This is a genomic window from Anaerotignum sp. (assembly GCF_045122575.1).
In the GTDB taxonomy this organism is placed as follows: domain Bacteria; phylum Bacillota; class Clostridia; order Lachnospirales; family Anaerotignaceae; genus Anaerotignum_A.
Genome location: NZ_JBGVHV010000136.1, coordinates 1 through 11,399 on the forward strand (window position 1 = coordinate 1; position 11,399 = coordinate 11,399).

Below are 11,399 nucleotides of genomic sequence, written 5' to 3' on the forward strand. Positions count from 1 at the left end.
TGCAGCATATATTCCTTGGTGGCATTTTTATGATAGATCTTCAGATGACAATAGTCTTCGGGGGTTTCCGATTTATCCCGCAGAAAAAGCAGTTCCTGTTTTGTGTCCATTGCCTGCAGTTCTGCCTCCAGCGCATCGGCCTCCGCATCTTTCAGCACCAGCAGAATATAAACAACGATCCCGTTTTCCGGCACTTCGCCATTGACATAATTTCGATAAGGCGAGCGGCGGTTGGAAAGATAGGTCTGTTTTTCCGCTTCATTCTTAAAATCCTTGAAATCGTTATAATAAATCAGCAGCACATTTTCCCACACAACATTGCGGAAATAATGATAGCCTTTTTTGTCCGCATGGGCACAGATGGCATCCGCCAGTTCTCTGTCCAGTCCATTGGTGGCACGGTAGCGTTTATCCTTCACATCATAGAGCACCGCCCCGTCCATGGCGATGACAGGCAGCTGCAGTTCCACATTTTTCAGGTCGGAAACCAGAGAAGCAGGGGTACGTTCCGTTGCAATGGTAAAGGGCATCCCGTCACGGATGAGCTGATTCAGTTCAAAGCGAACATAGGGCGTGATCCCCTCTTTTTCATCATAAAGGGCGCCGTCAAAGCCCGTTACAAACAGGCAGTCCCGACTCCGTTTTCTCGGCAGATGCATGCTGTTGACCGCCAGAGAAACCAGAATCCCGATGATGGTTTCCACAGAACGGTTGATGGCATCCATATACGGCGGCTGACCTGCATTGGAAAGGCAGACACTCAGAAGTACCATCCCTGCAATGTCCGCAGCCCCTCTTCTTTTCAGCACCACCGTCATATACATCACGGGGATCAATGCTGCCGCGATCAGCGCATAGCGCAGAATGCGAACCTCCCAGGGGGTCTCATGCATCAAAAAAACGACCGGCAGTGCAAAAATCGCACCAATACCCGTTCCGATAATTCGATTAAAGGCAGACTGGATACTGTTTTCCACCTGCGTCTGCATACACATCAGCGCCGCAATGGTGGCAAACACAGGAACCCCCTGCTCATCCCGCAGAAAATGGATGACAAAGCAGCCCAGAACCGCCAGCGATGTTTTGATCAGACGCATACCGACTCTCGGCAAATGGGTCGTCATGCTTTGTTCCTCCCTTCCGTTCATTTCTGTTTCTGTGGAAAGTATAGGGGAAAGGAAATCCCCCTGTCAAGGATTCCGACGGAATTCCTGCACAAAAAACAGTATGCCCCATAGTATGAAAGAAGAAACAGGCCTGCTTCTAAAAAAACAAACAGGAGGTATGTTTATGAATCAATATCCTTACGGCTATCCCGACAGAAATTGTCATCACAATGAAAATCCAAACTGCTGTTGGACACGCTGTTGCGTACTGACAGGCGCGACCGGGGCAACCGGCGCAACAGGCGCGACCGGTCCCACAGGCCCCATGGGTCCCAGAGGCTTCATGGGCTATCCCGGCCCTACAGGCGCGACTGGGGCTACGGGCGTAACCGGCCCTTTCGGCCCTCAGGGAAATCCCGGGGCAACGGGCGCAACTGGTGTCACCGGTCCTGCAGGCCCTGCCGGCGCAACAGGTGCAACGGGGGCAGAAGGTCCCATGGGTGCAACCGGCGTAACCGGTCCCATCGGTCCTGTTGGTCCTACCGGTGCAACGGGCGCAACGGGTGAAATTGGCCCTATTGGCCCTGCCGGCCCTACCGGTGCAACGGGCGCTACGGGGGCTACAGGTGCTGCAGGCGAAATTGGTCCCATTGGCGCTACCGGGGCAACAGGAGCGACAGGGGCTACGGGGGCTACGGGCGCAACAGGCGCTACCGGGGCAACCGGCGCTACGGTTCCTCTGAATCTGAACAGTTCTGCCAATGTGGATCAGCAGGTACCCGCCGCTGCAGGCGCACCGCTGACCTTTGCCATCACACAGGCCCAGGCAGGAACTGCCATTTCTCACGCAGCAGGCACCGCAGAATTTATCCTGACAGAAAACGGCATCTATGAGATCGAGTACAACACCGTAGTTGCCTCCAGCGCAAGCCCTACCTTCACCGTAGCCCTGCGGCTGGAAATCAACGGAGATCCCATCCCCGCTTCCCGTTCTTCCGTTTCCATCGGTGCCGCTGCCGATGAACAGACCCTTTCCGGCAGAGCGGTCATCACACTGACCAACGCACCCGCAACCATCACATTGGTGGCAGAAGATACCAATGGCACTTACAGCGACACTGTCATTACCATTCAGAAACTGAATTAAAGGCAAAAAAAAGAGCGAGCAGAAATGCTCGCTTTTCTTTCTTAAAGATATGCGGTTCCCTTTGCCACGATGGAAACCTTTCCTGTGATCTGAAGGGATGTAATTTTTCCATTTTCCACAGAAACCTCTGCACCCATAACACCGCCGGGCTGTTTCAGGCTGACGGAAAGAGATTTTCCTGCTTTCATGGCCAGATACGCACCGACTGCAGATGTGCCGCTGCCACAGCCCCTTTCCCAGATGAGGGTCACCCCCTGCACGGAAACCAGAGGCTGACATTCGCCCTTTTCTTCCTCGAAAAGCAGGATACCGAAAGCCGCAGGCATTTCTCCTGCCCACTCTTTCGCCGCCAGTTCCGCTTTTCTTACGCCCTCTGCCCCCCAGAGGGATGCCGGCACGATAATATGGCTGATGCCTTCAAACACCACTACAGGCAATTCGTAAGTTTCGCCTTCCAGCAGAAATTTTTTATATTCAATGGCTTTGGGCAGAGGCATGGCCACTTTCCCGAAAAAGCCTTTTTCTTCTTTTCTGAGGTGACAGTTTACCAGACGGTCTGCCCCGGAAACCTCCAGAACGATCTCCGTTTCTTCCCCAACGGAAAGATCTTTTTCCTCCGCCAGCGCCGCCGCCAGAGAAAGGGATGCGTTACCGCAGAATTCCCCCGCCATCATCTGCAGACGTTTTTCCGCCCGAGGATCTTGGGGTTCTTCAATATAGCCTGCCTGCTCCGCATAAACACTGCCATAGGCAATGAGTTTTTCCGCCACTTCCAGATGTTTCTCTCTGGGCACAGGGCTTTCGATGAGCAGCGTCATATTTTCCGTCGGGCTGGCTTTGATGAATTTCAGTTCCATCCAACCACTTCCTTTACTGCTGGAAACGGCTCAGGAAGGCTTTGGTACGTTCCTGTTTGGGGTTATTGATCAGTTCTTTAGGGTCGCCTTCTTCCACAATCACGCCGCCGTCCATGAAGATGATATGATCGGATACGTCACGGGCAAAGGACATTTCGTGGGTAACGATAACCATGGTCATATGTTCTGCCGCCAGATCCTTGATGACTTTCAGGATCTCCCCTGTCAGTTCGGGGTCAAGGGCAGATGTAGGTTCGTCAAAGAACAGGATGGCAGGCTTCATCGCCAGCGCACGGGCAATGGATACACGCTGCTGCTGACCGCCGGACAGTTCGCAGGGGTATGCATCTTCTTTGTCTGCCAGACCCATTTTTTTCAGCAGTTCTCTTGCTTCTGCGTAAACTTCATCCTTATCCCGTTTGCCAATGAGGATGGGAGGTTCTGTGATATTTTTCATAACAGAGTAGTGAGGGAACAGATTGAAGTTCTGGAACACCAGACCAAAATGTTTCTTCACGCCCTGCAGCACTTCTTTGTCGCCGTAAACCGCTTTGCCTTCTGCATCTGCTTTTGCCGCATAGTCACCCAGATAAATGAGGTCACCGCCGTCCATGGTTTCCAGCAGGGTAGCGCAGCGCAGCAGTGTGGATTTACCGGAGCCGGAAGGCCCGATGATGGATACGACCTGCCCTTCGGAAACAGACAGGGAAATATCCTTCAGCACTTCGTTATCACCGAAGCTTTTATTACAATGATTGATTTCCAATACTTTTTTCATTTCGAAGCCCTCCTTTCTCAGCGATAATAGCTCAGTTTCTTTTCAATGCGTTCCATCGCAAAGGCCACCACAGCGTTGAATACGAAATAGAACACACCTGCAACGAACAGAGGCATGATGGTTGTCTGTGCCGCTGCGATCTGTTTTGCCACGGTAAACATTTCTTCGTAAGTCAGAACGAATGCCAGAGAGGTATCTTTTACCAGTGTGATGACTTCATTTGTCACGGGAGGCAGCACACGTTTTACCATCTGAGGGAAAATAATTTTGAAGAATGTCTGCTGTTTGTTGTAGCCCAGTACAGATGCCGCTTCATACTGACCTTTGGGGATAGATTCGATCCCGGAACGGTAGATTTCCGCAAAGTATGCCGCATAGTTGATGGCAAAACCAACGATCACGGCAATGAAGCGATAGCTTCTGGGCAATGTCAGGCCAAATACATAGTAAGGGCCAAAGAACACCACCAGCAGCTGCAGCATCAGAGGTGTACCGCGCAGGATGGCGATAAATACTTTTACAATTGCCTGCAGAGGTTTGAACTTGGACATACGGCCAAAGGCAACAGCCAGACCCAGAGGCATAGAGAACAGCAGTGTCAGCACGAAGATCAGCAGGGATGCACCCATACCGCCTACCAGCTGCTGCATAACAACAGTAATATTCATAGTATGATTCCTTTCTTTTTTTACAAATATCTTTCAATAAGGGGATGTTTCAAGATACTTTTTCAATGTTTCCTTAAACGCAGGAAAAGGCGGCAGGGATTTCCTGCCGTCTTACCTGTTATATTATCGTTATTTGATTTCTGAATTATTTGCCCAGGCAAACCATTTTGTCCAGGTTGTAATCAGCGTAGTTTGCAGCGATTTCTGCAAATGTGCCGTCTGCCACCATTTCGTCCAGAGTTGCCTGTACTGTGTCTCTCAGTTCCTGATCGTCCAGTCTGAAACCGATCGCATACTGTTCTGTGGACAGAGGTTCTTCCAGCATTCTGAATTTATCTGCTTTTGTCTGCAGCTGATACTGAGCAACGCCGATATCTACTGCGATGGCATCGTTTGTACCTGCTTCCAGATTCATAAATGCTGTGTTGTAATCAGCGATTTCATCCAGTGCTGCAAAAGTAGCAACTACGTCTGCTTTGGATTCATCCTGCAGTGCTGTCAGAGCGGAGGAACCAGCCTGTGTGATGACATATTTGCCTGCCAGATCAGCTTCTGTCTGGATTGTGTCGTCTGCTCTTACTACATAAACGATGGAGTTGTCAACGTAGGGTTCAGAGAACAGATAGGAATCTTCTCTGCCGTTCATTGTGAAACCGTTCCAGATACAGTCGATGGCACCGGAGTTCAGTTCCATATCTTTTGCGTTCCAGTCGATGGGCTGTTTTACCAGTTCCCAACCGTTTCTTGCGCAAACTTCTGCAGCCAGATCCAGGTCGAAACCAGCGTAGTCGCCGTCTTCTGTTCTATAGCCGTAAGGAGGGTATTCTGCGTCAAAACCAACTGTAAATGTTGTTCTTTCTGCTGCATCATCCGCGGGTGCTTCCGCTTCGGAACCGCCGCAGCCCGCCAGTACGGACACGCTCATAGCCATTGTTAATAACAGTGCGAAAAATTTTTTCATAATGTATCTCCCCTTTTGTATTCTTAAAATCAGTTCTTCGAGGTCTCCCTCGGTTCTTCATTATATTATCACGCTACCATGCTAAAGTAAAGCAAAATAATACACAACTTTCACCCTGTTTTTTGTGCAAAACAAACAAAGACCCCGACAGATTGCCGAGGTCTTTCCTTTTTTATTCCGCAATTGCTTTGATACGAACCACTTTGCTCTTTTCCAGTGTCAGTGCCACTGTGCAGTCATCTTTTGCTTTTTCGCAGTCATCCCAGAAGTCCATCAGACCATCCAGATCATCGTCGTATCTGGAAAGGCTCTTATAGTCGTCTTCGTCTACAGACGCGCCCAGTTTATATACAAATTCCACACTGCGGCCCAGTTCGTAGGTTTCTTTCTTGCCGCTTACTTTTACAGTGATTTCATCGTCGTCTTCGTTGACGTCTGTCAGTTCGCCGACCACATCTTCCCAGTGGGCAACGATCTCATCTACCTTGCCGCTGCTGTTATAGCCCAGTTCCACATAGATGCGGGAATCCCCGAAGGCATAGTCGATCTGGTTATTCAGCTCTGTCAGCGTCACTTCTTCGCCGTCCAGTGTCACATCCACACTGCTTGCCAGCGTCAGATCCAGACTCAGCCCTGCCGCTCTGATGGAAATGCGGTTTGCGGATTCCACGATATCTTTCAGTTCCCCTTCGCTGGCTTCTTTCAGGGTTGCTTCGATCTTGGAAACATCGCCGTCCTTGTCGAATTCCAGTTTCACTTCGAAGCGATATGCGCCGATATTGTCCATCAGATCTTCTACATCACGATCCTTGCCATCGATTTCTACATCCACATCTTCCGCCAGATCGTAGGTGTATTTCTTATCATCGACCATGATCACGATTTCATCCTCGTCGATGTCTTCCAGATCCCCTTCGTTATTATGGCTGTATTTGGAAACTGCAAGGATCTCTGTTACGTCGTCATCTCTGTCCAGATCAACGGTAACCGTATAGGCTTTTTTATCATCACGGAAACTGCTTCTCAGCTTATCCAGTGTGCTCTTCTTGCCGTCGATCTTTACATCCACGTCTTCCGCCAGGGGATATTCATATTCCTCTCCGCCGGCTTCGAATTTGATCTTTTTGGTACCGATAGAAGTCAGCGTACCGTTGTATTCATCTTCCATGGATTCGATGAGGATCTCTTCTACTTCCCCATCTTTATTCAGTTCCAGAGAAACATAATAATTACATTCATCATAATCCTTTTCGAATTTGCTGAATTTCACGGTCTTGCCGTCATATTCGATCTCTACATCCTTCGCCAGAGGGTAGGTATATTCCTTGGAACCTACCTTGATAACGATTTCGTCATCATCCACATCTTCCACAGTACCTTCTGTAGGGTTATTATCATTCAGCACCGCTTCGATCTCCAGCACATATTCTTCTGCATCCAAAGTCAGTGTAACGTCATAATTGGCATCTTCCAGAGCCTTTTCCAGTTTGCTGATACTGGATTTTTTGCCGTCCAGTTTGACTTCCACGTCTTTATCCAGATAAAACTTCTTCTCTTTGGAGCCATCTTTTACTGTTACCTTGGAATCATTGATATCCACCAGTTCAAAGGTTTCTTCTGTGGTCTGATTATTTTCCGCTTTCCCGATGCCGGCCTTGGAATAAACCACTTCCAGGGCAGTCAGTGTAGTGCCGCTGTAGGTCACTTTTACGGTATCGCCTTCGCCCACATCTGCAAAATCAATGGTTTCTCCGTTATATTTGGGTTTCACATCGCCCTTTGTACCAAACAGGCTCAGGTTTGTGCCTGCATTGGTTTTCACAGTGATAAACAGATCCCCGTTCTGCATCAGGCTGGCGGCTGTAACAGTACCTGCTGTCACGCTTTCTTTTTCGGAAACAATGACGTCTGTACCTGTTTCTGTCAGTTTGTTATATGTTTTTACGGAAAGAACTGCCATTTCCGCACGGGTGATGTTTGCCTTAGGATTGAACTTATTATCAGAATCCCCTACCATCAGATTCGCTCTGTACAGCAGTTCCAGGTAAGGCACAGCCGCAGAAGAAACAGAGTTTTTATCTGCATAGCCCAGCGCCGCGCCGGATTTTGTATCATAACCGCTGACCGTATCCAGTGCTTTGCCGAAAATCACGCCCACGTCTTCTCGGTTTGCCGCCTTTGTATTGATCTTGTTGGCATTCCCCTGCAGTTTATTCAGGTCTGTCGTAGTCAGGATCTGATTTTCCAGAGCATAGGCTGTTGCCTTATAGGCCCAGTCGGGAATGTTGTACGCACTGATGACAGGTTTCCATTTTGTCACTGTGGTATCACTGACATCTCTGCCGCTGTAAACCTTCATAATGGAATACATCAGCTGTACGGTTTCGCAGTAAGTTACGTTATTTCTGGGCTTACAGTATTTCTTGCCGTTTTCGTTATAACCGCTCATCAGCCCCAGTTCTGCCGCTTCTTCCAGAAAAGGCTTAAAACCGGACCAGGTCACTGTATTGATATCCGCAAAGGTCGCCCCATAGGCAGGTACAGCCATGCTCCCCAGGATCAGGCTGGCCGCCGTTGCAACTGTAATGATTTTTTTCATATGCTTTACCCCCTTCAGCAAGGTGTTATTCTCTCACAATATGATTGTATCATAAAATCAAGAAAATTTTTCTTTCGATTTCCTTAATATTTCTCCTTTTCCCGGAAAAATCCTCTTTTTTATGCAATTTTCTCCTTCTTAGACGAAATCATTTCCATTCCAGTTCCGTTCCCACAGCAACTTCTTTCACGGGACACGCTCCGTGCAAAGCTGCCCTTACGGCAAAAGAAGTGCAGTGACAGGGATAAAGTTCGGGAATATTTTCTTCTTTTAAATAGGAAATGGTCGCCTTTGCCCGTTCATCTACATGGAACAGATGGAAGCCCCCCAGAACACTCTGCACCTTTTCCACACCCGTCAGTTTTTTGGCGTATGCGATGATATTGCAGATGCCCGCATGGGAACAGCCGGTGATGATGGAAAGGCCCTGTTCTCCCACAAATGCCAGTGCCGTATCATCCATGATATAGTCCGTCTGCTGTTTGCCGTCTTTTTCCACGGTGCCGATAGCATAGGCAGGCTCAAAATCTACGGTATGAGGGATCTCCCCCAGCCAGACCAGTTTTTCCGTCAGCCAGACGGGTTCTTTTCCCAGCTGCAATGTAAATTTTTCCGACAGTTCTTCCCGAGAAACAGGGCTGCCGATATCCATGCCGTTCCAGTCATGGGGCAGCAGAGCATCGGGATGGGCGATCAGAACAGGCTTTTTGGCAAAATCCAGTCCCAGCAAAGGTTTCAGTCCACCCGTATGGTCATTATGAGAATGGGAAAGAAGGACAGCCTCTGCCTTAGTCACATCGATCCCCATAGTCTCTGCATTTTTCAGGAATGCATCGGAATAGCCTGCATCAAAAAGGAAGGCTTTGCCTTCTGTTTCGATCCAGTAGGAAACGGCAGGTTCTCCCAGATAGTAAACATCAATTTCTGTATGGTTATCCATCAATATCTTCAGTTTCATTTTTCCCTCTCCCCACACTGCATTTTCGAAATATTACTAAAATTTATTTTATTTTCATATCGTCATTTTTTCTCCGATGGTTTCAGTCTTTTCTTCACCATAACATAGAAAAATCCCCTTTGCAATCGTGATTCTGCCGATTGACAGACAGGCTTTTTTTGTGTTATGTATGAAAGTAAATATGTCTTTCTATTTCTTACTTTTAAGGAGGGAATCCCCATGAAAAAACATGAAATCATCACACCCGCGATCCTGCTGGATATGGATGCGTTCGAAAACAATATCAATTCCTATCAGGCTCTGTGTGACAAACACGACAAAGAAAACTGGCCTATGATCAAAACACATAAATCTTCCACAGTAGCAAAAATGCAGATGGACGCCGGTGCAACAGGTTTCCTGTGCGGCACCATCGATGAATGCGAAATGGTTCACGCGCTGGGTGCAAAACACATCATGTATGCTTACCCCGTAGCAAATCCCGTAAACATTCAGAGAATCCTGAAAATGGCAAAAGACACAGATATCATCATCCGTCTGGACACAGTTGCGGCTGCAGAAATGCTGAACGCTGCTGCTGCGGAAGCAGGGATCGTGGTTTCCTATACCATCATCGTTGACATGAACTTCCACCGTTTCGGTATGCCCGTAGAAGATGTGGTTCCCTTCGCAAAAGCACTGGCACCTATGAAAAACCTGAAATTCCGCGGTATTTCCACACATCCCGGTCAGGTTTACGGCTGCACAGATTATGAAGGCGTTGTAGAAATCGCAAAACTGGAAATCGAAACCATGCAGGCTGCTGCTGATGCACTGGCTGAAGCAGGCTTCCCTTGTGAAATGGTTACTTCCGGTTCCACACCTACATTCAAATATGTCGTAGAAAACGGTAAAACAACCGTATCTCACCCCGGCAACTACACATTCCTGGATAACATCCAGATGGCACTGGGCGTTGCAGAAGAAAAAGACTGTGCAATGCGTATTCTGGCAACTGTAATCTCCAACCCTCACGAAGGTTTCTACCTGTTCGACGCAGGTGCAAAATGCCTGGGTCTGGATCAGGGTGCTCACGGCAACTCCGCGATCACAGGTTTCGGCTATGTCGTAGGTCATCCCGAACTGACTATCGTTGGTCTGTCTGAAGAAGTGGCAAAAGTAAAATGCCTGAACGGCGACCCCTGCGACCTGAAAGTGGGCGACAAAGTAGAAATCATTCCCAACCATTCCTGCTCCTCCGCAAACAACACAAGCTGGTACACATGCGTACGCGGGGACGAAGTGGTAGATTCCATCGAAGTTGACTACAGAGGCAACTGCCATAAAAAATTCTAATTATTCTTGAGGGTTTCACCCTCAAACTCCCACCAAAGGGGTAACCCCTTTGGAATCCTATACGCAAAAAAGGTGTTCCTTTCGGAACACCTTTTTTAATGTTTATTTTAATTATTCAAAGATTTCACTGGAAACGAACATCACACCGTCTTTCAGTTCTGTTGCGAAAGCTGCTTCGTCAGATACGCCGTTTACTGTGAATGTAGCATCATCCAGCATCAGTTCCATGGAAACACCATCTTTTTCCAGCAGGATGGGTTTTGCTTTCCCCTGCCATTTTACGGAAAAACCATTTGCTTCTGCTGTTTCTCTCAAAGGAACGGAAACTGCGGGGGCTTTCTGTTCGCCCAGAATCAGCACGAAGGAAGGGTTTGTCTGTGCAGGCAGGCTCATTGTCATCATATCATAGAATACCAGTGCATCCTGACCTTTTACGTCCGCATCTGTCAGTCTGATTCTGGAACCCTGCATGTTCTGGATGGATGTTGTTGCGTTATCGATATTCAGTTTCAGCATGTTTTTCATGTCTGTCAGTTCGTTATCGAATTTGCCAACTGTGAACGCACCAGCGTCAGCATTTGCAACAACTGCTGTTACATTGCCCAGGAAGGGAGGCAGGCTCATGCCCATAGGGCTGTTCATGTCGTATACGACGGAAACTGCCATGCCTTCTGTCAGCTGATCTGCTGTCATATAGGAACCATCTTCTCTGTTTACAATGATCGTGTTGGATGCTACTGCGAAACGCAGGCCACCCTGTTCGTTATCCATTGTTACGATGGAAACGCCTTCTGTTTCGGATGCTTCCACGCCTGCTACTGTGCCTTCCTGTGTCAGATACATAGATGCCTCCGCTTCTGCGATTACTTCTTCGATTGTTTTATCTGCATTGGGATTTGCGGCAATCAGCATGGGTTCATTCGCGAATGCTGTTGTACCCGCCAGAATTGTCATTACCATACCCATTGCCATTACTTTTGTCAGATTCTT

The 11,399-nt window shown here is 48.3% G+C and carries 9 protein-coding genes and 1 pseudogene; 2 read left to right on the top strand and 8 right to left on the bottom strand.

Translation table 11 applies throughout. The features are described from left to right. On the bottom strand, positions 1-1,124 hold a 1,124-nt coding region (locus tag ACJMLT_RS06690), incomplete at its 3' end, for an HAD hydrolase family protein (RefSeq protein ID WP_405728427.1). Positions 1,125-1,380: 256 nt separating this feature from the next. Between ACJMLT_RS06690 and ACJMLT_RS06695 the strand changes: the two are divergent. Continuing rightward, a pseudogene (locus ACJMLT_RS06695) lies at positions 1,381-1,839 on the top strand (collagen-like protein); the annotation flags it as partial. Positions 1,840-2,294: 455 nt separating this feature from the next. On the opposite strand, the gene ACJMLT_RS06700 reads toward ACJMLT_RS06695, so the two are convergent. The 6 genes from ACJMLT_RS06700 to ACJMLT_RS06725 all read right to left on the bottom strand — a co-directional run bounded on the left by ACJMLT_RS06700 (position 2,295) and on the right by ACJMLT_RS06725 (position 9,074). Further along, positions 2,295-3,110 carry a hypothetical protein gene (locus ACJMLT_RS06700; RefSeq protein ID WP_405728429.1) on the bottom strand — a complete coding sequence of 272 codons (816 nt, stop codon included), beginning with the start codon at positions 3,108-3,110 and terminating at the stop codon, positions 2,295-2,297. Between the two features lie 13 nt (positions 3,111-3,123). Beyond that, positions 3,124-3,888 carry an amino acid ABC transporter ATP-binding protein gene (locus ACJMLT_RS06705; protein WP_405728432.1) on the bottom strand — a complete coding sequence of 255 codons (765 nt, stop codon included), beginning with the start codon at positions 3,886-3,888 and terminating at the stop codon, positions 3,124-3,126. Between the two features lie 17 nt (positions 3,889-3,905). Continuing rightward, positions 3,906-4,556: an amino acid ABC transporter permease gene (locus ACJMLT_RS06710; protein ID WP_405728435.1), complete on the bottom strand. Its 651-nt coding sequence runs from the start codon at positions 4,554-4,556 to the stop codon at positions 3,906-3,908. A 145-nt stretch (positions 4,557-4,701) separates the two neighbouring features. Then, positions 4,702-5,517, bottom strand: a complete 816-nt coding sequence (locus ACJMLT_RS06715) for an amino acid ABC transporter substrate-binding protein (RefSeq protein WP_405728438.1) — start codon at positions 5,515-5,517, stop codon at positions 4,702-4,704. A gap of 172 nt (positions 5,518-5,689) precedes the next feature. Further along, the gene (locus ACJMLT_RS06720; RefSeq protein ID WP_405728440.1) at positions 5,690-8,116 is read right to left on the bottom strand and encodes an S-layer homology domain-containing protein; all 2,427 of its coding nucleotides are present in this window, start codon (positions 8,114-8,116) and stop codon (positions 5,690-5,692) included. Positions 8,117-8,264: 148 nt separating this feature from the next. After that, positions 8,265-9,074 carry an MBL fold metallo-hydrolase gene (locus ACJMLT_RS06725; protein ID WP_405728443.1) on the bottom strand — a complete coding sequence of 270 codons (810 nt, stop codon included), beginning with the start codon at positions 9,072-9,074 and terminating at the stop codon, positions 8,265-8,267. Positions 9,075-9,293: 219 nt separating this feature from the next. On the opposite strand from ACJMLT_RS06725, the gene ACJMLT_RS06730 reads away from it, so the two are divergent. After that, positions 9,294-10,409 carry an alanine racemase gene (locus ACJMLT_RS06730; RefSeq protein ID WP_405728446.1) on the top strand — a complete coding sequence of 372 codons (1,116 nt, stop codon included), beginning with the start codon at positions 9,294-9,296 and terminating at the stop codon, positions 10,407-10,409. A gap of 111 nt (positions 10,410-10,520) precedes the next feature. Here the strand turns inward: ACJMLT_RS06730 and ACJMLT_RS06735 are convergent. Further along, on the bottom strand, positions 10,521-11,399 hold an 879-nt coding region (locus tag ACJMLT_RS06735), incomplete at its 5' end, for a stalk domain-containing protein (RefSeq protein WP_405728449.1).

Excerpts from the sequence above, each read along its gene's own strand:
- ACJMLT_RS06730 (WP_405728446.1), top strand. The coding sequence starts at position 9,294 with ATGAAAAAACATGAAATCATCACACCCGCGATCCTGCTGGATATGGAT.
- ACJMLT_RS06700 (WP_405728429.1), bottom strand. The coding sequence starts at position 3,110 with ATGGAACTGAAATTCATCAAAGCCAGCCCGACGGAAAATATGACGCTG.
- ACJMLT_RS06720 (WP_405728440.1), bottom strand. The coding sequence starts at position 8,116 with ATGAAAAAAATCATTACAGTTGCAACGGCGGCCAGCCTGATCCTGGGG.
- ACJMLT_RS06725 (WP_405728443.1), bottom strand. The coding sequence starts at position 9,074 with ATGAAACTGAAGATATTGATGGATAACCATACAGAAATTGATGTTTAC.
- ACJMLT_RS06710 (WP_405728435.1), bottom strand. The coding sequence starts at position 4,556 with ATGAATATTACTGTTGTTATGCAGCAGCTGGTAGGCGGTATGGGTGCA.
- ACJMLT_RS06715 (WP_405728438.1), bottom strand. The coding sequence starts at position 5,517 with ATGAAAAAATTTTTCGCACTGTTATTAACAATGGCTATGAGCGTGTCC.
- ACJMLT_RS06705 (WP_405728432.1), bottom strand. The coding sequence starts at position 3,888 with ATGAAAAAAGTATTGGAAATCAATCATTGTAATAAAAGCTTCGGTGAT.